This is a genomic window from Acidovorax sp. ACV01 (assembly GCF_014851495.1).
GTDB classification, from domain to species: Bacteria; Pseudomonadota; Gammaproteobacteria; order Burkholderiales; family Burkholderiaceae_C; genus Acidovorax; species Acidovorax radicis.
The window spans coordinates 95,530-118,456 of the sequence record NZ_JACUZT010000001.1 but is presented as its reverse complement, the minus strand read 5'-3'; the positions used below and the strand labels follow the sequence as shown (position 1 = coordinate 118,456).

Sequence of the window (22,927 nt, the reverse complement as noted above, 5' to 3'; positions counted from 1 at the left end):
CTTGTTGTTATTTCTTGTCTGGCGCGGTTTGGGGCGGAATGCGCGCCCACCACGTGTCGATGACCCACCCCTCGCCGCTGGCGTAAGGCGGCACCGTGGCAGGCCGTGCCAGCCGCCAGGCGTTGTAGGCCATGCGGTGGGTGCCGGCCGTCCACTGCGGAATCAGGTAATGGCTGTGCGCAATGATGCGCTCCAGGGCGTGGCAGGCGGGAAGCAGTTGCGCCTCGGTCTTGGCGGAGGTCATGGCCTTGATCATCGCGTCCACCGCCGGGTTCTTGACGCCCGCAAAGTTGCCGGAATCCTCCACGTCGGCCGCCTGGCTGCCAAACATGTCGGCAAACTCCTGGCCCGGGTTGTTGGTGCCCTGGTAGGCGATGGAGGTAATGTCGAAGTCGAACTTCTGCAGCCGCTGCTGGTACAGCGCAAAGTCCACCGTGCGAAAGCGCAGCGTGATGCCGATCTTCTCCAGATTGCGCATCCAGGGGGTGATGGTGCGCACGCCGCCTTCGTTGCTGTCCATGTATTCGAGCACCATGGCGTCGCCCTTGGCGTTGCGCAGCGCGCCATCGCGCACCTCCCAGCCTGCTTCCTTGAGCAAAGCCTGGGCGCGCCGCAGGTTGGCGCGCAGAGACGAATCGCCATCCGTGCGCGGGGCCACCGTCATGGGGCCAAAAGCCGACGCCGGAATATCCTTGCGATAGGGCTCCATCAACGCGAGTTCTTCGGGCGATGGGCTCCCTTTGGTTTCGCATGCCGTGTTGCCAAACAGGCCGTTCACCCGCTGGTAGGCGCCATAGAACATCTGGCGGTTCATCCATTCGTAGTCCATGGCCAGGCCCAGGGCCTCGCGCACCCGGGCGTCCTGCAACAGCGGGCGACGGATATTGAGCACATAGCTCTGAAAACCCGAAGGGAGCTTGTGCACAAACTCGCCTTTGACGAGTTCACCCGTGTCGAACTTCTTGCCCGTCACGCGCCGGGCCCAGTCACCCGCGCTGAAAAACCGCATGAGGTCGAACTCGCCCGCCTTGAGGGCCTCCAGCCGCGCGGTGTTGTCCTTGTAGATCTTGACAAGGATGTTGTCGAAATTGGCCGTGCCCTTGCGCACGTTCAGATCGCGCGCCCAATATTGCGGGTCGCGCACATAGGTGATGTCCTTGCCAAACCGCACCGGACCGATTTTGTAGGGGCCGCTGCCAATGGGGATGTCCATCACCACCTGGTCAAAGGGTTTGGCCTTGCCGTTCTCGACACCCCAGTCGCGGCTGAACACCGGCAGGCCACCTACGGTGAGGGGCAGCTCGCGATTGGGCAGCTTGAAGCGGTAACGCACGGTGCGGTCGTTGATCACGTCCACGCCTGCCACCTCGATCAGCAGCGTCTTGTAGGCAGGGGATGTGAAGGGGCCCACCAGCGTGTCGTAGCTGTGTTTCACATCCTGTGCCAGCACCGGCTTGCCGTTGTGAAAACGCGCCTCGGGCCGCAGGCGGAAGGTGGCGGACAAACCATCGGGGGCAACTTCCACATCTTCGGCCAGCAGGCCATAGCCGGTGGCGGTTTCGTCCATCGAACCGGCAAGCAGTGAATCGAACATCAGCGACGACAAGTACGCTGGTGCGTTGCCTTTGATGGTGAACGGGTTGTATTTGTCAAAGGTGGACACCCGAAGGTTGCTGACCAGACGCAGCTCGCCGCCTTTGGGCGCATCAGGGTTCACATAGGCAAAGTGCGCAAACCCGGAGGGATAACGCGGCTCACCCCACAGGGCATACCCATGCGCAGCCCACGCCGGAACCGCACACCCCATCAGCAAAAAAGTCAGCCAAAACCGCATGCGACAATTCTGCACTACGTTCGCCGGGCCTCGCTGCAGATCGCGCATATCCACATGCACCAGGCCGCCCGCCGACATTTCGCCATTCCAAAAGGAGATTGAACATGGGTTTTCTGACCGGCAAGAAGCTGCTCATCACGGGTGTATTGTCCAACCGCTCCATCGCCTACGGCATCGCCAAGGCCTGCCATGCGCAGGGTGCCGAGCTGGCTTTCAGCTACGTGGGCGAGCGCTTCAAGGACCGCATCACCGACTTTGCCGCCGAGTTCGACTCCAAGCTGATCTTTGATTGCGATGTGGGCAGCGACGAGCAGATCGATCGCATGTTTGCCGACCTGGCCCAGGTGTGGCCCAAATTTGATGGTTTTGTGCACAGCATTGGATTTGCGCCCCGTGAGGCGATTGCCGGCAATTTCCTCGAAGGCCTGTCGCGCGAAGGTTTCCGCATTGCGCACGACATCAGCGCCTACAGCTTCCCGGCCATGGCCAAGGCCGCCCTGCCCTACCTGAACGACAAATCGTCGCTGCTCACGCTGTCGTACCTGGGCGCGCTGCGCACCATTCCCAACTACAACACCATGGGCCTGGCCAAGGCCAGTCTGGAAGCATCGGTGCGCTATCTGGCCGAAGCCGTCGGCCGCACCGAAGACGGCCGCAGCATCCGCGCCAACGGCATCAGCGCGGGCCCCATCAAGACGCTGGCCGCCAGCGGCATCAAGGACTTTGGCAAGCTGCTCAGCCGCGTGGCCGATGCCTCGCCCCTGCGCCGCAACGTGACGATCGAGGACGTGGGCAATGTGGCGGCCTTCCTGCTGTCGGACCTGGCCTCGGGCATGACTGCCGAGATCACCTACGTGGACGGCGGCTTCAGCCAGACGGCAGGCCTGAGCGCAGACCAAGTCTGATTTTGCCTCGAAATTTGAGTAAAAATAGGCCCCAGCGCTTGATACAAAAGCGCATTAAGCTATCAATTAAATAGCAAATGCAACGCAGAAGCTACCTGGCCTGGCTGGCGTTCGCAGCCCTCCCCGCACTTTCCACACGTCCCGGCCATGCAGCAGATGCTCCGGCTCTGCTGCTGGCCAATGTGTACCGGCCGGGTATGGCGTTGGCGGACTATTGGGTCAGCGAAAAGTACGACGGCGTGCGTGGCTACTGGGACGGCCACACGCTGCGCACCCGGGGTGGTGAAACGGTAGTGGCCCCCGCGTGGTTCACCGCCAGCTGGCCCAGCACCCCCATGGATGGCGAACTGTGGGCTGGGCGCGGGCGCTTTGCGCACGCGCAGTCCACCACGCGCCAGCAGCAGCCCAACGACGTGGCCTGGCGGCAGATGCGCTTCATGGTGTTTGACCTGCCCCGGCACGGCGACACGTTTGACGAGCGACTGCGGTCGCTCAACGCCTTGGTGATGCAGATCAACCAGCCTTGGGTCCAGGCGGTGCCCCAAAAGCGCATCGAAAACGATGCGGCCCTGCAGGCCCTGTTGCAACGTACGGTGCGGGCGGGCGGCGAAGGCCTGATGCTGCACCGGGGCAGCTCGCGCTACCAGTCTGGCCGCAGCGATGATCTGGTGAAGGTCAAGACCCACGATGACACGGAAGCCCGCGTCGTTGCCCACCTGCCGGGCAAGGGTCGCCACGCAGGGCGCATGGGAGCCCTGCTGGTGGAAATGCCCTCGGGTCAGCGCTTTCGGTTGGGCGCGGGCTTCAGCGATGCGCAACGGGCTGACCCTCCGCCGGTGGGCAGCTGGGTTACCTACCGGTTTCGCGGAACACACGACGGCGGCCTGCCGCGTTTCGCGAGTTTTGTGCGTGTGCGGGAAGACATGCCTGCTGCACGCTGATCGAGCGCCAAGCCAGGCAACCCGCCCTTCCACAACGGGCAGGCGCTTTTCAGCGCTTTCGTCAATGTGGTCAGTTGGGCAGCAGTACCTTGTCCACAACGTGAATCACGCCGTTGGACTGGTACACATCGGCAATGGTCACGCTGGCCATGCCACCCTTTTCATCGCTGACCATGATGCTGGAGCCACTGGCCTTGGCGGTGAGTGTGCCGCCCGCCACTGTCTTGAAGCTGGCCATGCCCTTGCCGTCGGCGATCATCTTGGAAAGCGCTGCGGCATCGTACTTACCTGCAACCACGTGGTAGGTAAGCACCTTGGTCAGCGTCGGCTTGTTCTCGGGCTTGAGCAGGGTGTCCACGGTACCAGCGGGCAAAGCGGCAAAGGCGGCATTCGTGGGCGCAAACACGGTGAAGGGACCGGTGCCCTTCAGCGTTTCGACCAGGCCTGCGGCCTTCACGGCAGCCACCAGCGTGGTGTGGTCCTTGGAGTTCACTGCATTGTCGATGATGTCTTTGCTGGCGAGCATGGGCGCGCCACCCACCATGACCTGCGCCATGGCAGGTACAGCGGCTGCAGCCATGGCAGCGGCCAATGCAATGGTGGCCATACGGGTGTTGAATCGGTGGGTCATGAGAATCTCCTGAAAGTGATGTAGGGACTGACACCGCCTGAAAATCACGCGGCTAACAGGCAATACGGGGGTACTTGTTCAGCGGATTCAAACCCTCCAAACTAAAAAATCGCTCCCCGGCGGTGCCGGGGAGCGATTTTTAGGACACGTTCACGATCTTGGGCCGGGTGAACGACCCCACCAGTCCGTCAGCGCGGCGTCAAACCGCACTCACACGTTGCGGCCGTAAGGTCCGTCGTCGCCCACCTGTACCAGGTTCTTGGCGGTGGCCAGCGGCTTGGTGTTCTTGCCGGTCTTGGCGGTTGTGTCGGCCACGCAGTCCGCGTAGTAGCGCACCTGGCCGTTTTCATCCTCCACCTCCACCAGGCCGTGGATATCGGTCTCGAAGCCCGGGCACAGCTTGGCGAATTCGCGGGCGAACTTGAGGTAGTCCACGATCTTCTTGTTGAACACTTCGCCCGGAATCAGGAGCGGAATGCCCGGTGGGTACGGCGTGACCAGGCCCACGGTGATGCGGCCTTCGAGCTGGTCGATCTCCACGCGCTCGGTCTGGCGGTGCGCGATGTGCGCGTACGCGTCCGACGGCTTCATGGCGGGCGTGAGGTCCGACAGGTACATCTCGGTGGTCAGGCGCGCAATGTCGTACTTGGCGTACATCTCGTGCACGTGCTGGCAAAGGTCCTGCAGGCCCATGCGCTCATAGCGCTTGTGCTGCTGACAGAACTCCGGAAGGATGCGCCACATGGGCTGGTTCTTCTCGTAGTCGTCCTTGAACTGCTGCAGCGCGGTGAGCAGCGTGTTCCAGCGGCCCTTGGTGATGCCGATGGTGAACATCACGAAGAAACTGTACAGGCCCGTCTTCTCCACCACCACGCCGTGCTCGGCGAGGTACTTCGTGACGATGGACGCGGGGATGCCGGTCTTGTCGAACTTGCCGTCCAGGTTCAGGCCCGGCGTGACGATGGTCGACTTGATCGGGTCCAGCATGTTGAAGCCATCGGCCAGTTGGCCGAAGCCGTGCCACTTGGCGCCGGCTTTCTTGCTCTTGCTATCGCTGCGGATGATCCAGTCCTCCGCGCGGCCGATACCTTCGTCCACCAGCTTCTCGGGGCCCCAGACCTTGAACCACCAGTCCTTCTTGCCGAAGTCGTCTTCAATCTGGCGCATGGCGCGACGGAAGTCGAGTGCCTCCAGGATGCTCTCTTCCACCAGCGCGGTCCCCCCGGGCGGCTCCATCATCGCGGCCGCCACGTCGCAGCTGGCGATGATGCTGTACTGCGGGCTGGTGCTGGTGTGCATCAGATAGGCCTCATTGAAGAGGTGGCGATCAAGCTTGGTGGTCTGCGAGTCCTGCACCAGCACATGGCTGGCCTGGCTGATGCCGGCCAGAAGCTTGTGGATGGACTGCGTGGCATACGTCACCGAATGCTTGGGACGCGTGCGCTTCTTGCCCATGGCATGGTAGGTGCCGTAGAACGGATGGAAGGCCGCGTGCGGCAACCAGGCCTCGTCGAAGTGCAGGTTCTCTACGTAGCCATCGAGCATGCCCTTGATGGTCTCGGTGTTGTACAGCACGCCGTCGTAGGTGGACTGCGTGAGGGTGAGCACGCGCGGCTTGACCTTCTTGGCGTCCACGCCCTTGAGCAGCGGGTTGGCCTTGATCTTGGCCTGGATGGCTGCTGGCTCGAACTCGCTTTGCGGGATGGGCCCGATGATGCCGAAGTGGTTGCGCGTGGGCTTCATGAACACCGGGATGGCCCCGGTCATGATGATGCTGTGCAGGATGGACTTGTGGCAGTTGCGGTCCACCACCACCACATCGCCGGGGGCCACGGTGTGGTGCCACACCATCTTGTTGGACGTGGACGTGCCGTTGGTCACGAAGAAGCAGTGGTCGGCATTGAAGATGCGCGCGGCATTGCGCTCGCTCTCGCCAATGGCGCCGTTGTGGTCCAGCAGCTGGCCCAATTCTTCCACCGCGTTGCACACATCGGCGCGCAGCATGTTCTCGCCGTAGAACTGGTGGTACATCTGGCCCACGGGGCTCTTGAGGAAGGCGACGCCGCCCGAGTGGCCGGGGCAGTGCCAGCTGTACGAGCCGTCTTCGGCGTAGTCGAGCAGCGCCTTGAAGAACGGCGGCTGTACGCCCTCCAGATAGCTCTTGGCCTCGCGGATGATGTGGCGCGCCACGAATTCGGGGGTGTCCTCGAACATGTGGATGAAGCCGTGCAGTTCGCGCAGGATGTCGTTGGGCAGGTGGCGGCTGGTCTTGGTCTCGCCGTGTACGTAGATCGGCACCTCAGTGTTCTTGCGGCGCACCTCGCCGATGAAGTTGCGCAGGCTCAGAACGATCGGATCGAGGCCTTCGCCCTCCGAAAATTCCTCATCGTCGATGGACAAAATGAACGCACTGGCGCGGCTTTGCTGCTGCGCGAACTGCGACAGATCACCATAGCTGGTGACCCCGACCACCTCAAACCCTTCGGCCTCGATGGCCTGCGCCAGCGCGCGAATACCGAGCCCCGAAGTGTTCTCGGAACGATAGTCTTCATCGATGATGATGATGGGAAAGCGAAACTTCATGCGCAGCCTCCGTGCAACCGTGCCCTGCCCGGCCAAAAAACGAAATAGGCGCGAAGTGTAAGGAATAACGTTGACGCGCCTTTGAACTGCAACCCTTTTGACCCAGAATGTGGTGCACTAAACACAACCACAACAAGGAGTTGGCTATGGAGGAATCCACCATCTGGTGGCTGGCAGCAGGGGCCGTGGTCGTTGTAGAGCTGCTCACCGGTACGTTCTATCTGCTGATGGTAGCCATCGGCCTGGTGGCTGCAGCCCTGGCCGCCCATCTGGGCCTGCCCACCACCGTTCAGGTTGTGGCGGCGGCCGTCGTGGGAGGGGGAGCGGTGGTGGGCTGGTACTACCTCAAGAAAAAGCGTCCCGGAGATCCCTCCGCCCGCGCTGACCGCAGCGTCAACATGGACGTGGGCGAAACCATCCTCATTGAGGGCTGGAACGCGGACGGCACCACTACAGTGAAATATCGGGGTGCCACCTGGACAGCCATCCACCGCCCCGGTGTCACCCCCTCCACAGGCATGCACCGGGTTGCGGAACTGGTGGGCAATCGCCTGCTGGTAGATCCGCTCTAAAAAGGCCGCGGCCGCTTCACCTTCACAGATCAACAACGAAAAGAGAGGTTTCTCATGGAAATTGCCGTCGTCATTCTCATCATTGCCGTGATCTTCATCGCACGCTCCGTCAAGGTTGTGCCCCAGCAGAACGCCTGGGTCAAAGAACGCCTGGGCAAGTACGCAGGCACACTCACGCCGGGGCTGAACTTTCTGGTGCCCTTTGTGGACAAGGTTGCCTACAAACACAGCCTGAAAGAAATCCCGCTCGACGTGCCCAGCCAGGTCTGCATCACCCGCGACAACACACAATTGCAAGTGGACGGCATCCTGTATTTCCAGGTGACCGACCCGATGCGCGCAAGCTATGGCTCCAGCAACTACATCGTGGCCGTGACGCAGTTGGCGCAGACCTCGTTGCGCTCGGTCATCGGCAAGCTGGAACTGGACAAGACCTTTGAAGAGCGGGACATCATCAACGCCCAGGTCGTTCAAGCCATTGACGAAGCAGCCCTGAACTGGGGCGTGAAGGTGCTGCGCTATGAAATCAAGGACCTGACACCACCCAAGGAAATCCTGCATGCCATGCAGGCCCAGATCACGGCAGAACGCGAAAAACGCGCGCTGATTGCCGCCTCCGAAGGCCGCCGCCAGGAACAGATCAACATCGCCACCGGCGAACGCGAAGCCTTCATTGCCCGCTCCGAAGGTGAAAAGCAGGCCGTCATCAACAAGGCCCAGGGCGAGGCCGAATCCATCAAGGCCGTGGCTGAAGCCAATGCCCAGGCCATCGAGCGCGTGGCCGCCGCCATCCGCCAGCCCGGCGGCGAACAGGCCGTACAGCTCAAGGTCGCGGAAAAGGCCGTGGAGGCGTACAGCCAGGTGGCAGCGGACTCGACCACCACGCTCATCGTGCCGAGCAACATGACCGAGGTGTCGGCACTGATCGGCTCAGCGATGAAGATGGTCCAGATCCAGAAAGCCAACTGAAACACCTTTTGAAAGTCTGGCTGGAGGCCTGCCTGCCGCCTATGCGTTCATAGGACTGCTACAAAGCAGCCTAAGGCATTGATCAACAAGAGTGCTATATCCCCAGAAAAGTCGGTAGGCGATGACAGCTGCATCAGGGTGGACCGCTGACATTTTCTGCAGGCCAGCCCTCCAATGGCTGAAATCACAAACGGGCCTGTACAAGGCCCGTTTGTGCTGAAGCTCGGCGAGGGTGGCTTCAAGTGTTCCAGCGCGTGCTACGCGTCAGCGTGGTCTGCCGGCCATCAAAATTTTGCAAATTTCGGGCGGCGAATCCCTAACATTGCCATCAAGCTGACAAGCAAGATGAGCGCCCAGGTCGAGAGCGTCGGAATAGCGTGGTGCTGCACCGAGCCCGCATCAATACATCCTCCCGAAGTCCTGGGGCTGCCCCGCTGGTCCGTAGCAATACCACCGGGCAAGAGCGCAATAGACCCAGCGCACATCGCGGCTCCGTTCTGCACCGGATGCATCGTCTGCGTCGGCCCGCCATTGTTGGCAAGCGGTCCCAGGGGCTGCGTACTGGTCCATACAAAGTTCACGGTCCCGTAACCAGTCTGGTCATCTGCCACACCTGCAGCAAGATTGTTGTAGAAGACGTTGTTGCTTGATGTCGTAAAACCTCCGCCGGGATTGAGTGCTGCGGGCGCAGCACCCGCGACATGATCAGCAAATATGTTGTTGTGCAGCGTCACATTGCTGTTCCCCGTCGCCATGGCTGCGCCACTGCTACCCTGGTTTCCAGAAAAGGTGTTGTTGACAGCCGTCGTGGTTCCAAGGTTGGCCATAGCACCGCCAAGACCATTTGAAGTGTTGGTGCGCAAGGTATTGTTAATAACCGCCAGCACACCGCTGGGTTGGTTGTTGATCGCGCCGCCATTGATCGGCGCGTTATTACCGACGAAGGTATTGCCAATCACCGTTGAATTACCGAAGTTGATCAGCCCGCCACCGCCAACACTGGTCGTGGAGTTGTTTGCAAAGGTTGAGTTGGTGACCGTCAGTGTGCCACCGTTGGCGATGGAAATCGCGCCTCCATTGGCAGCAGCGTTGTTGCTCAAGACGCTGTTGCTAAGCGTCAGGGTTGCTGTGGCCAAAACGTCTAAACCACCCCCAAGCCCTGTCGTGAATCCGTTCGATATCGTTACGGCCGAAAGCGTTAGTGCGCCGCCGGTCACACTGAAGACACGGACAGTGTTCTGACCATTGATCGTGAGACTGCCCGCGCCGGGGCCTCGAATCGTGAGGTTTTGGGCCACCGACAGCGTGGAGGCCAGCGGGATGGTTCCCGCAACACCTGGTCCAAAAACAATGGTGTCGCCAGGTGCTGCTGCGGAGATTCGGTCACGAAGCGACCCTGCGCCAGCATCGCTGGTGTTCAGCACCGTCAGGGTGGCGGCATGAACATGCAAGGTGACCATCGCGAGCGCGGTCACGCTCACTCTGACGAATTGCTTCAACAAGTATCGCATCGGTTTCCCCTCTCTAAGAGAAATCTAGTCTAGGCGACCTGGCAGGCGATTGATACTGCGGCAACCCCGCAGTGAGCGGGCCACGCAATGCCGGTGCGATAGCTCCGGCATACCTCCGCAGAGGCCCAACCAGCGGCGGCGGCCGCCACGGCAAGTACAAATGCTGAAGCCGTGCGGAATGACTGTTCACCCCAACCCCAACTCTGCAAGCGAAGACGGATCGCCACGAGCACTGAATCAGAAATCAAATCCTCACCCACGGGAGTTCTTGCAGCCACACCCAAGGAAGAGATCTCTCCGTTCTGCAGGTGTATCGAAAGCCACTTTTTTGGGCTGCACGAAACAACATACCGGAACACCTGCGTTCCTGTGGCTATAATCGAAGGCTTCGGAGAGGTGGATGAGCGGTTTAAGTCGCACGCCTGGAAAGCGTGTGTGGGCTAATCCCCACCGCGGGTTCGAATCCCGCCCTCTCCGCCATTTGGCACACAAAGCCACCCATGACTTAGGAACGACTTCAAAATCCGTTCCACACAAAACAAAGCTCTGTCTTGAAAGACAGGGCTTTTTTTTCTTCCCTATAGGTTGCCGGTGCTGCACGCTGCTTGCGCGGCTGGCCTACCCCCCTTGTTCCCGCAGGGAGGTACGGCCTCAGTCAAGATGAGATCGCAGGAGGATAGCTAGGGCCGCCCCCCCAATACACGCCTAGGCGGGTCACGGAGTAGCGCATGCCCTGGCATCACTCAGCGACTCGACCCGACTCGCCAGCAGCTGCAGCCTTCGACCTCATAGGATCATCCTCCGACGAGAGGGTGAAGAAAAACGTGGCGCCCTTACCCTCCTCTGCCTCGGCCCAGATGCGACCGCCGTGGCGCTCCACTATTCGCTGCGCAATCGACAGGCCGACGCCCGTACCCTCATAGTCCTCCGCACGGTGCAGCCGCTGGAAGGGAGCGAACAGCTTGCCAGCATGGGCCATGTCAAAACCTACACCGTTGTCGCGTACAAAATAGGCCGCCTCTTCTTGCTGCGGAAGGCGCCCGATTTCCACCCGGGCTTGATCGCGACCCCGCGTAAACTTGAACGCATTCGACAGAAGATTGGTCATCACCTGCTGGAGCAGCGCAGGATCTGCAGTGCAGTGGTTCAGCGGGCCAACATGGATGCCGATGCCATCACGCGCGTGGTCCGGGCGCAACTCATCAATCAGCGCATGCACAAGACTGTCCAGATCGACGCGACGCTTGATCAATGTCTGGCGCCCCAGTTTGGACAAGCGCAGTAAATCGGCAACAAGCTGGTGCATGCGCTGCGTCCCCAGGCCAATGCGGCCCAACATCTCGCGGGCCTCTGCAGGCATTTCGGACCCAAAATCAGTTTCAAGGATCTGGGCAAACTGGGAAATGATGCGCAAAGGTGCGCGCAAATCGTGTGAGACGGAGCTGGCAAATGCCTCAAGCTCGCTATTGGCTGAGGCCAGCTCCTTGTTGCGCGCCTCTAACGCCGCCATATGCTCTTGCAACTGCAGTTCCAGCACCGCATTTTCCTGGCGCAAACTGTGGACCTCCAGCGCACGAGCAATCACCGGAAGAATGGCACTCAGCCGGAAAGGTTTGAGTATGTAGTCGAAGGCACCAACTTTCATGGCCTGAATCGCCGAAGAAATAGTGCCATCGCCCGTCATGACGACTCCCACCATTTGTGGATCTATATCCAACGCAGCTCGCAACAACTCAATGCCGTCCATCTCCGGCATGGTCAAGTCGGTCAATAGCAATTCGTACCGTTGTTCCCGTAGCGCCAGGAGTGCCGCTTTGGCAGACGTGAAGCCGACGGTTTCATAGCCCTGGGGTGTAAGCGTGTCGCACAGCGCTGTCATCTGCATCACTTCGTCGTCCACGATCAAAATGCGCGGGGCTTGCATAGGTATGTGCTTGACGCGAACTCAGGTCACAAAAAAATGGGGCCATCCCGACCGAGGGCCCCAACAGCCGACGCGGACAAACTGACGCAGTTGCATGCCTTGTTCCCTCAGAAGAACGCAAAGTGCCTGTCCTGTGTGGTAACGACACCCAATCCACAAGAGGTCTCTGTCAATTATTTCTGTGTTCAATAGTAGTTTCAAACGCTGGGCCTGTCCATTCGGCTCCGCGCACAACGCGTTGGGTGGTTGATCCGCTGTCAATTGCGCCTTGCCTTGGCCTCCGGAATACGCACAATCATTGGGCATGCGCTGACCTGCGGGACAAATGCCGTACCGGGGCCTGCAGCAGAAGCCTGGGGCGCAGTGCCAGAGAGGTTCAAGATGAAACGAGCGACGGCATCAAAAGGGGGGAACAGGTCTGTTCGCGTGGCAGCAGGCCTGCTTGTTCTGACCATGGCAGTGGTGGGGATTGTGGCCGTGGTATGGGGCACCCGTACCTCATCGCCAGATCCCAGGCCCCTTGAGCAGGTGACCATTGCCGCCAACACCTTCTATGCGGGCTCGTGCCCGATACTGGCTGCGCACGAGAATGGCTACTTCGGTGCCGAAGGCCTGGACGTCACGATCCAGCCGCACACCAGCGGCAAGGCCGCGCTGGACGCGGTTTTGGAGGACAAAGCCAGCCTCGGTGTATCGGCCGACATCCCCATCATGTTCGCTGGCATGCGCCAGCAGCCGATTGCCGTGGTTGCCACGATCTTTGCATCGGAATCCGACTATGAAGTCGTGGGGCGCAAGGATCGTGGCATCACCACGCCAGCCAGCTTGCGAGGCAAACGCATCGGTGTATCGCTGGGCACGTCCGGACATTTCGTACTGGATGCGTTTCTCAACCGGCAAAAGCTATCGCCCAGCGACGTGACGGCAGTTGACCTCAAGCCGGAAGACATCGCGTCCGCGCTGGCCCGGGGGGACATCGATGCTGCCGCAACGTGGGAACCGCACGTCAGCGCGATGAAGAAGGCCCTGGGCACCAATAGCACAGCCTTTTCCGCCACAGGCATCTACGAGGCCACCTCCAGTGTGAGCGGAACACGCGACTACGTGGAGAACAACCAGGAAGCTGTTAAGAAAGTCCTGCGCGCGCTGATCCAGGGTGGGCGGTTTTGCCAGGATGCACCCGAGCAGGCCCGAGAAATGACGGGCCGGTTCATGAAATTCAGCGCGGAGGAACTGAAAGAGCCCTGGGCGCTATACCGCTTTCGGGTTGTGCTGGACCAGAGCCTGCTACTGACATTGGAGGACGAGGCGCGGTGGGCGATTAAAAATGGTTTGGTGGGTGACAAAAAAGAGATGCCGAACTACCTGAACAACATCCACCTCGACGGGCTGCTCACGGTGATGCCGCGCGCAGTAACGGTCATCCACTAGGAACGCCAGCGTGAAAATCGCAACCCGACTCAAACTTGCGGGACTGTTCTCCGCCGCCGTGGTAATCGTCATCAGCGCCGTGTTGTGGACCACGACGCAGCAGGTCAAAAAAGAGCTCGCCAAAAACGAGGCGGCCGGCGAAATCCTCAACGCTGTCACCGCAGTCAGGCACCTGACGCTGGAGTACGTGCTGCGCCACGAAGAACGCGCAAGGGTGCAGCGGCGCTTGAGCCAAGCGTCGCTGCTGAAGCTCCTGACCCAAATACCGGAGTTCAGCGACGCCGAAGAACTTGCCATCTTGGAAGAATTCAGGCGCACCCACGCGGTTGTCGACACCTTGTTCGACCAGCTTGTTGCCAACCAGCAGGAGCGCAAGGCCGCCCCACAAGCCAGCGAGGTGCTGGAGGAGTTGGACTCCCGGCTCACCGGGCAGATCATCAACCAGACGCAAGCCATGATCTCAGATGCCTTGCGTCTGTCCGTGCGAAGCCGGGAGGGCGTTCTCAAAGCTCAGCAGCGCGCCAGTGTGGCCGTGGCGGCATTCGGCGGAGCAGTTTTACTGGTCATCATGATGACGCTCCTTCTCGTGCTCAGAAGCGTGACACGACCTCTTGAAAGGCTGCGCGCCAGCACTGAGGTCGTAGGTGCAGGCAATCTTGACTATCGGCTCGATGTGACTTCCCGTGACGAGATTGGCGACCTGGCACGCGCATTCGATGCCATGACGTCAACACTGAAGGGAACGACCGTGTCGCGCGATCAATTGGTGATGTCGAACGCGCAGCTGCAATCGGAAATCACCGAACGCAAACGCACCGAGGTTGCCTTGCGCGAGAGCCAGGAGCGCAACCTCGCGGTGGTCAACACAGCCCTGGACGGCATCGTTTCCATCGACCATGAAGGACGTATTGTCGATTTCAATGCTGCAGCCCAAGGCATTTTTGGCCATACCAAGGGCGACGTGCTTGGCCGAGACATGGCTGAGTTGCTTATCCCGCCACAGTGGCGCGCGCAGCACCGCCAAGGCCTGGAACACTACCTCGCGACCGGGCTTGGGCCAATACTGGGCCAGCGTGTGGAGCTGACGGCCCTGCGCGCCGACGGAACGGAGTTTCCGGCCGAGTTGTCCATCACACGTAGCGGCTCTGCACACCCCCCCACCTTCACCGGATTTGTGCGAGATATCAGCGAACGCAAGTTGAGCGAACAGAAGCTCCAGGCGCAGTTGGGGCGCCTTAATTTGCTGCATCAGATCACTCGCGCGATTGGAGAGCGGCAGGATCTGCCCAGCATCTTCCAGGTGGTTGTGAATAGCCTGGAGGACCAGCTTCCGGTGGATTTTGCCTGCATGTCCCTGCATGACTCATCCAACAACATCCTGGAAATCGCCAGCGTGGGGATACGCAGTGCTGTATTGGCCACGGAGCTGGCCATGACGGCTCACGAGCAGGTGACCATTGATGCCAATGGTTTGTCGCGCTGTGTACGTGGGGAACTCGTGTACGAGCCCGATATCAGTCAGGTCGCGTTTCCTTTTCCGCAACGCCTGGCGCGCGGGAAGCTGCGTTCTTTGGTCGTCGCGCCCCTGTTGACGGAAAGCCGTGTGTTCGGTGTGTTGATTACCGCGCGCCATGCAGCGCATGCCTTCAGCAGTGGTGAATGCGAGTTCTTGCAGCAACTGAGTGAGCATGTCGCCCTGGCGGCGCACCAAACGCAACTCTACGGAACGCTGCACCAAGCGTACGACGATTTGCGCCTGAGCCAGCAGGCTGTGATGCAACAGGAACGCCTGGGGGCACTCGGACAAATGGCCAGCGGCATTGCGCATGACATCAACAACGCCATCTCGCCAGTGACGCTCTATACCGAGACGCTGCTGACCAATGAGCCCGGACTCAGCGCTCGCGGCCGCAATTATCTTGAAACCATTCAACGCTCGATTGAAGACGTAGCACAGACGGTCACGCGTATGGGAGAGTTCTACCGACACCGCGAACCTCAGCTGACACTCACCCCCGTACAACTGAACCTGCTGCTGCAGCAGGTGATCGATCTCACGCGCGCCAGATGGCACGACATGCCCCAGCAACGGGGTGTTGTGATCCAGTTGCGGACCGAGCTTGCGCCGGATTTGCCAGTGGTCATGGGCATCGAAAGCGAGATCCGCGAAGCATTGATCAACCTCTTCTTCAACGCCATTGATGCCATGCCGGATGGCGGCACGCTGACACTGCGTACGAAAGCAGTGCAAAGGGTGGTAGACGCATCCCTTCCACTGGAGCATGTACATCTTGAGGTGGAAGACACCGGGACGGGGATGGACGAGGCGACACGACGCCGCTGCCTGGAACCATTTTTCACCACCAAGGGCGCGCGGGGCACTGGACTTGGCTTGGCGATGGTGTATGGCGTTGTGGAGCGTCACAGCGCAGAAATTGAAATCGACAGCACGCAGGGGCTGGGGACAACCATGCGCCTGGTGTTTTCGGTGCCCTTTGTCGCGGCGGCTCTTGCATCGACTGAAACACTCGATGTATCCATCCCGCGCCTGCGTCTCTTGATCGTGGACGATGATCCCATGCTGCTCAAATCGCTGCGCGACGTCCTGGAGGTGGACGGTCATGACGTGACCACCGCCAATGGCGGACAGGCAGGGATCGACGCTTTTCGCGCAACACAAGAAGCGGGGGAAGCGTTTGCCATGGTCATCACGGACCTGGGCATGCCGCATATCGATGGACGCAGGGTCGCCGAAGCCGTGAAGCAAATGTCACCGTTGACACCGGTCATTCTCCTGACCGGTTGGGGGCGCAAGCTGATGTCCAATGGAGAGACTCCACCGCACATTGACTGCATTCTCAGCAAACCCCCCAAACTCGGGGAGTTGCGCAAGACCTTTATCCACCTATCTAGGCTCGTGGGAAGCAGCGGAAGCTCGGCAGCGTAGCGTATTGCAGACCCCACGGAGCATTGCAGAAATAGAGCCCTTCACGGGCCGAAAGGCCCACTGCATTGTTCGTAATACTGAAACGGTCAGTTCGCAACCCGATGGTTTTTCTCTGGACAACAGCGGCGTACAGTTCAACCCATCGATGAGCCGAACCCGCAAGGCGACTCACCGAACCCGGTTTGAAGCAGCTTTCCTCTCTCGCTCTTTGTTCCGGTTTTTTTGAGACGCTTTTTTAACTTCAAGGATTTTCATCATGAACAACACCGCACGTTTCCTCTCCATCGCCGCTGTGGCCGCTTTCGCTTCTTTCGGTGCCCAGGCTGACGAAGCCGATGCTTCGCAGTTCGCCACCAAGTTCGACACGAACCGCACCCGCGCTGAAGTGGCTGCTGAAGCCGCTACCGTGACACAGACCCGCTCCATCGAGCCTGCTGGTTCGCGTGTGGTGACCTACAAGTCCACCGCCGACCGCGCTGCGGTGCGTGCCCAGGCTGCTGAAGCCCTGCGCACGGGCCAGATCTCTTCTGGCGAAATCGGCGCCATGTAATTGACGCAGTTGCGGGCCTTCCCATGGTGGCGGCACTTCGCGGGTGCTGCTGCCATGGGGAGTGTTTTTATCCCGCACTGAAGCCAAGCAAACTGGGCTCCCGTTGGGAGCCTTTTTTGTTGCTGCGTCCATGCCTCTGCAAGCAGCTGAAAAGCCTCGCAACCCCTGCGCGTCCTTGGATCCGCGATCAGAGGCGAAGGATGCTCCCAATCGCCCTCGACTAAAGCTTCGATTTCTTCAACGCCTCGTTACGCAATGCGAAGCGTGCTGCCCATTGCGACACCGGCATGAAGCTCGGGTCGGTGCGCACCACCCGCTCGGTCTGGGCCCAGATGGCCTCGTCGTCCTGGTCCAGGTCCAGCGGGTCGCCGTGGGGCTGGCTCACGTACCAGGGGGTGTCCAGGTACACCTCCACCGTGTTGTCTTCGGGGTCCATGCAGTAGATGGAGATGGCGTTGCCGTGGTTGAGCCCCCGCATCTTGGTGGCGCCCAGCGCCAGAGCCCTGCGGCGCGCCTCGCGCAGGTGGTCCAGGGTCTGGACCTTGAAGGACAGCTGCATCACCGTGCTGGGCGCATCGGCGCCGCGCCCGCCGGCCAGCACCAACTGGTGGTGCTGGTCGTTGCGGCCGCTCAGGAACACGATCTCGAAGCGGAAGGTGACGCCCTCGCCCCGGTCGGTCTCCTGCATGTCGAACACGCCGGTGTAGAAGCGTTTCATGACCTCCAGGTCACGGCAGAAGATGCCGCAGTGAGAGAGGTTGGCGGTGTAGGGGGTGTTCATGGTGACAGGCTCCACACAATTCAAGGAACGAGGACGAGCTTGCCCAGCGTGCCACCGCTGTCCAGCAGCTCGTGCGCCTGGCGGGCCTGCGCCAGCGGCAGGCGCATGGCGCGCGGTGCGCGCACCTGGCCGCTGGCCATCAGCGCAATGGCCTGCTCCATCAGGCCGCGGCGCTGTGCGATGTCGGCATCCACCGCGTGGATGGAGAAGGTGCGGATGGCCAGGCTCTTGGCAAGCAGCTTGCGCAGCTCGTCGAACACGTCGTTGGAGGGCGGGCCGGCAAGGATGTTGTACGACACCGCCATGCCCGAGGGCGCCAGCGAGCGCAGGCAAGCGATGAAGAGTCCCGCGCCCACGTGGTCGAAGGCCAGGTCCACGCCGCGCCCGCCGGTGAGCTGCATCACGTGCTGCGGCAGGGCCTGCACATCGCCATCGACGAGGTCGGTGACCCCGTTCTCCAGCGCAAAAGCGCGCTTTTCCGCGCTGGATGCCGTGCCGATCACGCGCAGCCCGCGCGAGCGCGCCACCTGCGCCAGCGCCGTGGCCACGCCGCCGGCCGCGCCGGGCACCAGGATGGCCTGCGCAGGCAGGTTGCCGTTGCTCGCCAGCAGCGCCAGCGCGAGCTGGAAGTTGCCCAGGCTCACCGCATCGTCGAAGGCAATGCTGGCCGGCAGCACGAAGGGCACGGCCTGGTCCACGCAGATGGCCTGCACGTAGCAGCCACCGCGCTGGGGCAGCTCGCGGGCGCTGACCAGCACGCGCTCGCCCACGGCCAGGCGGTACACGCCAGGGCCCACGGCATCCACCACGCCGGCCAGCTCATTGCCGGGCACGGCGGGCAGCGGGGGCATCCATTTGTAGGTGCCGTTGCGGATCAGCACGTCCGGCCCGCCCGCACCGATGGCGTGGGCGCGCACGCGCACTTCGCCCGGGCCCGGCTGGGGCTCGGGCAGGTCCACGAGCGACAGCACTTCGGGGCCGCCGGTGACCTGCAGCTGCACGGCCTTCATCGTTATGGTTGTGTGTGCCGCCATGCTCAGCGCTGCCCGTCGTGCACGCTGACCTGCTCGCGCGTGAGCCCGCCCAGGCGCGAGTGGACGCGCCCGCCATCGGCCATCACCAGCGCGAACAAAATCTCGTTGGGGCGCGGTGCGTCCTGTATACCCACCTCGGTGCTGTTGAAGTGGCTGCGCACATAGGCCGCATGGATGTAGTGCAGCGGCACCATCAACCGGTAGCCCGTGGCCGCCACGGCCTTGGCCGCCGGCACGATGGCCTTGGGCTCGCCCAGCACCTGTCGCATGGCCCAGCCACCGGCCTCGTGCCAGACCGCGCCGTGCTCCAGCTCGCCGTTGACCCCGACGATGGCCGCCTTGCTGTAGGCCTGCACGTTTTCCTTGCCCAGGGTGTCCACCAGCTCCTGCGCCAGCAGGGTGCCCAGGCTGCGCAGCTCGGCCATGAAGGGCAGTAGGTCCGGCTCGTAGCGGCCGGCATAGGGGTTGTGGATCACCGCGCAGGCCGCAGCCACGCGCAGCGGCTGCTGCGCTGGCGGGCCGCCTTCGTGGTAGATGGTCTCAATGCTGAGGCTGCGTTTGCGGAGGGCGATCAGAGTCATGCGAAAAGTCTTTCAGTGAATTTTTTCAGTCGTTCATTGTTTCGGTATCTTGGCATCGGCCACCACCTGCTGCCATTTTTCGAGCTCGTGGCTGACCATGGCCTTCATCTCTTCGGGCGTGCTGCCGCGCGCCTCGCCGCCCATGTCCTCCAGCCGCTGTCGCACGGCGGGCGCCTGCAGCGCGCGCAGGGCCTCGGCGTTCAGGCGCTCCACCACGGCCCGGGGCGTGCCGGCCGGTGCCATCAGGCCGGCCCACGAGCGCACGTCGTAGCCGGCCACGCCCTGCTCGGCCACGGTGGGCACGTTGGGCAGGCCCGGCCAGCGCTGCGGGCCGGTGGTGGCAATGGCGCGCAGCTTGCCGGCCTGGATGTTGGCCATCACCGCCGTGGGCGGCGCGATGATGAAGGGCACGTCCCCCGCCAGCAAGGCGGTGAGCGAGGCGGCATCGCCCCGGTAGGGCACGTGCAGCAGGTTCACCCGCGCCAGCTTGGCCAGCAGCTCGCCAGCCAGGTGGTGGGTGGAGCCCACCCCCGCCGTACCATAGGCTACCGTGCCGGGCGCGGCCTGCGCGCTGGCGATCACCTCGCGCAGCCCCTGCACCCTGGAGTTGGTGTTGACCACCACCAGAAAGGGGAAGTAGGTGACGGTGGAGACCATCTCGAAATCGGCCACCGACTTGTAGGGCAGCGTGTTGTACAGCGCCCCCGCCACTGCGTGGCCACCGGTGGCCAGCAGCAGGGTGTAGCCGTCGGGCTTGGCGCGCGCCACGGTGGTGGCGGCAATGGTGCCGCCCGCGCCGGACTGCGCCTCCACCACCACGGGCTGGCCCAGAGCACGGGCCATCTCCATGCCCACCGCACGGGCGATGGCGTCGGCATTGCCGCCGGGCGCAAAGCCCTGGTAGAGCTTGATGGCCCGCTCCGGGTAGGCCTGGGCCAGGGCCGGCAATGCCGGCCAGGCAACGGCAGCCGCGCTGCAGGCAGCCAGCAGGTGTCTTCTGTTCATGATGCTTGTCTCCATGGGCGGCGGCCGTCTTGGGGCCTGGTGCTCTACCCGTTGGTGGTGGATGGATGGGATCTGGGGAGTGGCAACGCTCAGGCCTGCGCGACCACCGGGTTGCGCAGCAAGCCGATGGCTTCGATCTCCACCTCCACCACGTCGCCAGGTTTCATGAACTGCGGAGGCTTCTTGCTCCAGCCCACACCGGCCGGCGTGCCGGTGATGATCACGTCGCCGGGCACCAGCGTAAAGATGGTGGAGGCGTAGGCGATCAGGCGCGGGATCGAGAAGATCATGTGGCCCGTGTGGCTGGACTGCACCACGGCACCGTTCAGCCGCGTCTCCAGCTTGAGCTCGCGGCCAGGGGCGATCTCGTCGGCCGTCACCATCCAGGGGCCGAAGGCGCCGGTGGACTCGAAGTTCTTGCCCGATGCGATCTGCTTGGCGTGGAACTGCCATTCGCGCACGCTGGCATCGTTGTAGCAGCTGTAGCCCGCGATGTGCGCCCAGGCATCGACCTCGCTGATGTCGCGCCCCTCCTTGCCGATGATGACGGCCAGCTCGCCCTCCCAATCCAGCGACTCCGACACGTGCGGGCGCACGATGGGGCCCTGGTGCGGTGTCTGCGAGCGCCATACGCGCAAGAAGATCGGCGGCTGCTCCGACAGCTCGCGCTGCATGCCGGCGGCCAGCACCTCCTGGTGGTGGTCCATGTAGTTGCGCACCGCGCAGACGATCTTCTCGGGGCGGGGGATCACGGGCAGGTACACCACGTCGGCCAGCTTCGCATCGGCACCCAGCCCGGCCACCAGCGCATCGCGGCGCGCGAAGTCGGGGCTGGCGATGAAGTCGGCCAGCGTGGCATGGCCCGTGCGCACAGCGAGTTCGGCCACGCCATCGGCGACGACAACGCCCCAGGTTTCACGGCCGGCGATCGAGTAGGACATCAGTTTCATGGGTTTCCTTCAAAGGGATGGGAGAGGTGAAAAGAACGGCGACCCGAAGTGAATTTTTCTGGTCACACGACTTGGTGCATGAAGTTATTTTTATGCATAAAACATTCTAAATGCATAGTGGTTTATACCAAGCACAAAACTGAAGGGGCGCGAAAAAGCCTGCCAGCAGCGGCGCCTCAGGTAATCAACAAGGGGGAAAGTTGCGGGTAGCCGGCACCCGAACCGTGCGCCAGGCAGGCAGGGGCAAGCCCGCAGCGGCGTGCCGCCTGGGCTGCGTGGGTGCAGATGCGCTGGGGGTGCGCGAAGAGAAAGGCTGAAAGGGATGCGCGGGGCCGCTATGGCCGCCAGGGCATGAGGGCGGTGCGTGCAGCCCGCTACCGGTCAGTTGGATGCCGGGACAGCCAGGAGCCCTTCAGCCCTGGTGGCGGCCGCAGGATCAGCCGTCCTGCTGCTCGACCTGCGCCAGCACCGCCATCACATTGCGCTGGGTGCTCAGGATGTGCTCTTCAAGCAGCGCGCAGGCGGTGTCCGCATCGCGGCGCAGCGTGGCGTCCATGAGCTTGCGGTGCTCGTTCGACTTGCGCCGCGAGGTCTTGCGAAAGCGGGCCGAGTAGCGGCGGTAACGCTCGGCCTGGTCGAACAGGCTGGCGCTCCAGGTGCGCAGGCGCTCCGATGGGCTGGCGGAGATCAGCGCCGTATGGAAGGCGGTGTGCAGTTCGGTCCAATCGTTGTCCAGAATGACCGGCCCATCGCCCAGGCGGCCTTCCACTTTTTCAAGCCGGTGGTAGGCCCCCACCACAGAGGCCTCCCATGCATCGTCGCCATGGGCGATGGATTCGCGCAGCGCCTGCACGTCCAGCATCACGCGCATGCGGGTGATGTCGGCCAGGTCTTCCTCCGAAATGGCGGCCACCCGAAAGCCGCGCCGCTCGTCGGCCCGGATCAGGCCCTCCTGGGCTAGGCGGCTCAGGGCCTCGCGCAGCGGGCTGCTGGAAAAGCCATACGCCGTCTGCAGCTCGTCGAGCTTGAGCTTGGCACCGGCACCATAGGTACCGCTGAGCACATCGTGGCGCAGTTGTGCAAACGCCTGGTCAACCAGGGGCGGTGTGCGCGTGGGCGTTTCTTTTTTGTACATGTTTTGAATTTTATGCATAAACTCAAACAATTGAAAGAAGGAGCAAACCCCAGTGACCGCCAACCCGAACGCCGCCCCCACCCGCCTCGTTGCCATATCGGGCAGCATCCGCCGCGCATCGCACTGCACGGCCGTGCTGCGCAGCCTCACACCGCTGCTGCCACCCACGGCCACGCTGGAGTTGTTCCCGCTGGACGACGTGCCCATGTACAACGCCGACCTCGATGGCGACAGCCCGCCGGCCGCAGTCGCGCAGCTCAAGGCTGCCATCGCGGCTGCGGACGGCCTGGTGATCTGCTCGCCCGAGTACAACTACGGCATCCCCGGCGTGCTCAAGAACGCCATCGACTGGGCATCGCGCCCGGGCTTCGCCTCGCCGCTCAAGGGCAAGCCGGTGCTGGTCATGACCGCATCGCCCGGCACGGCCGGCGGCGTGCGCGCGCAGGCCCAGATCCGCGATGCCCTGGCCGCCACGCTGGCCCGGCCGCTGGTGCGCCAGCACATCGCCATCGCAGGCGTGGCCAGCCGCATCCAGGACGGCCGCCTGGTGGACGAGCCGACCCTGGGCTTTATCCAGGCCGGCCTGGTGGACCTGCTCGGCGAGATCCGCTGGCTCCAGGCCGCGCGCCAGCAGGCGTGATGC

At 62.3% G+C, this 22,927-nt stretch carries 19 protein-coding genes and 1 tRNA gene; 9 read left to right on the top strand and 11 right to left on the bottom strand.

All coding sequences use genetic code 11. From position 1 onward, the window contains the following. Positions 1-7 precede the first annotated feature (7 nt). The gene (locus IB243_RS00560; protein WP_192424264.1) at positions 8-1,834 is read right to left on the bottom strand and encodes an extracellular solute-binding protein; all 1,827 of its coding nucleotides are present in this window, start codon (positions 1,832-1,834) and stop codon (positions 8-10) included. 104 nt (positions 1,835-1,938) lie between these two features. Between IB243_RS00560 and fabI the strand changes: the two genes are divergently transcribed. After that, a complete protein-coding gene (gene fabI, locus IB243_RS00555) occupies positions 1,939-2,739 on the top strand; it encodes an enoyl-ACP reductase FabI (RefSeq protein ID WP_010461023.1) in 801 nt (266 codons plus the stop codon). 77 nt (positions 2,740-2,816) lie between these two features. Then, complete coding sequence (locus IB243_RS00550) at positions 2,817-3,680, top strand: DNA ligase (RefSeq protein WP_192424262.1); 864 nt, start codon at positions 2,817-2,819, stop codon at positions 3,678-3,680. Between the two features lie 70 nt (positions 3,681-3,750). On the opposite strand, the gene IB243_RS00545 is transcribed toward IB243_RS00550, so the two are convergent. Then, positions 3,751-4,311 carry a fasciclin domain-containing protein gene (locus IB243_RS00545; protein ID WP_010461019.1) on the bottom strand — a complete coding sequence of 187 codons (561 nt, stop codon included), beginning with the start codon at positions 4,309-4,311 and terminating at the stop codon, positions 3,751-3,753. 210 nt (positions 4,312-4,521) lie between these two features. Then, entirely contained in the window at positions 4,522-6,894 is a 2,373-nt protein-coding gene (locus IB243_RS00540; protein ID WP_010461017.1) for an arginine/lysine/ornithine decarboxylase, read from the bottom strand. A gap of 146 nt (positions 6,895-7,040) precedes the next feature. Between IB243_RS00540 and IB243_RS00535 the strand changes: the two genes are divergently transcribed. Next, complete coding sequence (locus IB243_RS00535; protein ID WP_010461014.1) at positions 7,041-7,466, top strand: NfeD family protein; 426 nt, start codon at positions 7,041-7,043, stop codon at positions 7,464-7,466. Between the two features lie 54 nt (positions 7,467-7,520). Further along, positions 7,521-8,435: an SPFH domain-containing protein gene (locus IB243_RS00530; RefSeq protein WP_192424260.1), complete on the top strand. Its 915-nt coding sequence runs from the start codon at positions 7,521-7,523 to the stop codon at positions 8,433-8,435. Between the two features lie 284 nt (positions 8,436-8,719). On the opposite strand, the gene IB243_RS00525 is transcribed toward IB243_RS00530, so the two are convergent. Next, complete coding sequence (locus IB243_RS00525) at positions 8,720-9,946, bottom strand: IPTL-CTERM sorting domain-containing protein (RefSeq protein ID WP_192424258.1); 1,227 nt, start codon at positions 9,944-9,946, stop codon at positions 8,720-8,722. Positions 9,947-10,336: 390 nt separating this feature from the next. On the opposite strand from IB243_RS00525, the gene IB243_RS00520 reads away from it, so the two are divergent. Continuing rightward, positions 10,337-10,426, top strand: a tRNA-Ser gene (locus IB243_RS00520). 259 nt (positions 10,427-10,685) lie between these two features. On the opposite strand, the gene IB243_RS00515 is transcribed toward IB243_RS00520, so the two are convergent. Further along, a complete protein-coding gene (locus IB243_RS00515; RefSeq protein WP_192424256.1) occupies positions 10,686-11,870 on the bottom strand; it encodes an ATP-binding protein in 1,185 nt (394 codons plus the stop codon). A 426-nt stretch (positions 11,871-12,296) separates the two neighbouring features. On the opposite strand from IB243_RS00515, the gene IB243_RS00510 reads away from it, so the two are divergent. From IB243_RS00510 to IB243_RS00500, 3 genes are all read left to right on the top strand, one after another. Continuing rightward, complete coding sequence (locus tag IB243_RS00510; RefSeq protein ID WP_370540286.1) at positions 12,297-13,301, top strand: ABC transporter substrate-binding protein; 1,005 nt, start codon at positions 12,297-12,299, stop codon at positions 13,299-13,301. A 10-nt stretch (positions 13,302-13,311) separates the two neighbouring features. Further along, the gene (locus IB243_RS00505) at positions 13,312-16,248 is read left to right on the top strand and encodes a PAS domain S-box protein (protein WP_192424254.1); all 2,937 of its coding nucleotides are present in this window, start codon (positions 13,312-13,314) and stop codon (positions 16,246-16,248) included. Positions 16,249-16,504: 256 nt separating this feature from the next. Continuing rightward, positions 16,505-16,798, top strand: a complete 294-nt coding sequence (locus IB243_RS00500) for a DUF4148 domain-containing protein (protein ID WP_192424252.1) — start codon at positions 16,505-16,507, stop codon at positions 16,796-16,798. A gap of 220 nt (positions 16,799-17,018) precedes the next feature. Here IB243_RS00500 and IB243_RS00495 read toward each other — a convergent pair whose 3' ends face one another. From IB243_RS00495 to IB243_RS00470, 6 genes are all read right to left on the bottom strand, one after another. Continuing rightward, the gene (locus IB243_RS00495; protein WP_057270929.1) at positions 17,019-17,579 is read right to left on the bottom strand and encodes a VOC family protein; all 561 of its coding nucleotides are present in this window, start codon (positions 17,577-17,579) and stop codon (positions 17,019-17,021) included. A gap of 20 nt (positions 17,580-17,599) precedes the next feature. Then, positions 17,600-18,613 (bottom strand): zinc-dependent alcohol dehydrogenase family protein, encoded by a 1,014-nt coding sequence (locus tag IB243_RS00490; RefSeq protein ID WP_192424250.1) that lies wholly within the window; start codon positions 18,611-18,613, stop codon positions 17,600-17,602. Positions 18,614-18,615: 2 nt separating this feature from the next. Next, positions 18,616-19,194 (bottom strand): amino acid synthesis family protein, encoded by a 579-nt coding sequence (locus IB243_RS00485; protein WP_057270927.1) that lies wholly within the window; start codon positions 19,192-19,194, stop codon positions 18,616-18,618. A 33-nt stretch (positions 19,195-19,227) separates the two neighbouring features. Then, a complete protein-coding gene (locus IB243_RS00480) occupies positions 19,228-20,199 on the bottom strand; it encodes a tripartite tricarboxylate transporter substrate binding protein (protein ID WP_057270937.1) in 972 nt (323 codons plus the stop codon). 89 nt (positions 20,200-20,288) lie between these two features. Beyond that, positions 20,289-21,149, bottom strand: a complete 861-nt coding sequence (locus IB243_RS00475; RefSeq protein ID WP_192424247.1) for a fumarylacetoacetate hydrolase family protein — start codon at positions 21,147-21,149, stop codon at positions 20,289-20,291. Between the two features lie 436 nt (positions 21,150-21,585). Continuing rightward, complete coding sequence (locus IB243_RS00470) at positions 21,586-22,302, bottom strand: GntR family transcriptional regulator (protein WP_029413710.1); 717 nt, start codon at positions 22,300-22,302, stop codon at positions 21,586-21,588. A gap of 34 nt (positions 22,303-22,336) precedes the next feature. On the opposite strand from IB243_RS00470, the gene IB243_RS00465 reads away from it, so the two are divergent. After that, positions 22,337-22,924, top strand: a complete 588-nt coding sequence (locus IB243_RS00465; protein WP_057223600.1) for an NADPH-dependent FMN reductase — start codon at positions 22,337-22,339, stop codon at positions 22,922-22,924. Positions 22,925-22,927 lie beyond the last annotated feature (3 nt).

Coding starts and splice junctions, on each gene's coding strand:
- IB243_RS00560 (WP_192424264.1), bottom strand. CDS start 1,834: ATGCGGTTTTGGCTGACTTTTTTGCTGATGGGGTGTGCGGTTCCGGCG.
- fabI (WP_010461023.1), top strand. CDS start 1,939: ATGGGTTTTCTGACCGGCAAGAAGCTGCTCATCACGGGTGTATTGTCC.
- IB243_RS00550 (WP_192424262.1), top strand. CDS start 2,817: ATGCAACGCAGAAGCTACCTGGCCTGGCTGGCGTTCGCAGCCCTCCCC.
- IB243_RS00545 (WP_010461019.1), bottom strand. CDS start 4,311: ATGACCCACCGATTCAACACCCGTATGGCCACCATTGCATTGGCCGCT.
- IB243_RS00540 (WP_010461017.1), bottom strand. CDS start 6,894: ATGAAGTTTCGCTTTCCCATCATCATCATCGATGAAGACTATCGTTCC.
- IB243_RS00535 (WP_010461014.1), top strand. CDS start 7,041: ATGGAGGAATCCACCATCTGGTGGCTGGCAGCAGGGGCCGTGGTCGTT.
- IB243_RS00530 (WP_192424260.1), top strand. CDS start 7,521: ATGGAAATTGCCGTCGTCATTCTCATCATTGCCGTGATCTTCATCGCA.
- IB243_RS00525 (WP_192424258.1), bottom strand. CDS start 9,946: ATGCGATACTTGTTGAAGCAATTCGTCAGAGTGAGCGTGACCGCGCTC.
- IB243_RS00515 (WP_192424256.1), bottom strand. CDS start 11,870: ATGCAAGCCCCGCGCATTTTGATCGTGGACGACGAAGTGATGCAGATG.
- IB243_RS00500 (WP_192424252.1), top strand. CDS start 16,505: ATGAACAACACCGCACGTTTCCTCTCCATCGCCGCTGTGGCCGCTTTC.
- IB243_RS00495 (WP_057270929.1), bottom strand. CDS start 17,579: ATGAACACCCCCTACACCGCCAACCTCTCTCACTGCGGCATCTTCTGC.
- IB243_RS00490 (WP_192424250.1), bottom strand. CDS start 18,613: ATGGCGGCACACACAACCATAACGATGAAGGCCGTGCAGCTGCAGGTC.
- IB243_RS00485 (WP_057270927.1), bottom strand. CDS start 19,194: ATGACTCTGATCGCCCTCCGCAAACGCAGCCTCAGCATTGAGACCATC.
- IB243_RS00480 (WP_057270937.1), bottom strand. CDS start 20,199: ATGAACAGAAGACACCTGCTGGCTGCCTGCAGCGCGGCTGCCGTTGCC.
- IB243_RS00475 (WP_192424247.1), bottom strand. CDS start 21,149: ATGAAACTGATGTCCTACTCGATCGCCGGCCGTGAAACCTGGGGCGTT.
- IB243_RS00470 (WP_029413710.1), bottom strand. CDS start 22,302: ATGCATAAAATTCAAAACATGTACAAAAAAGAAACGCCCACGCGCACA.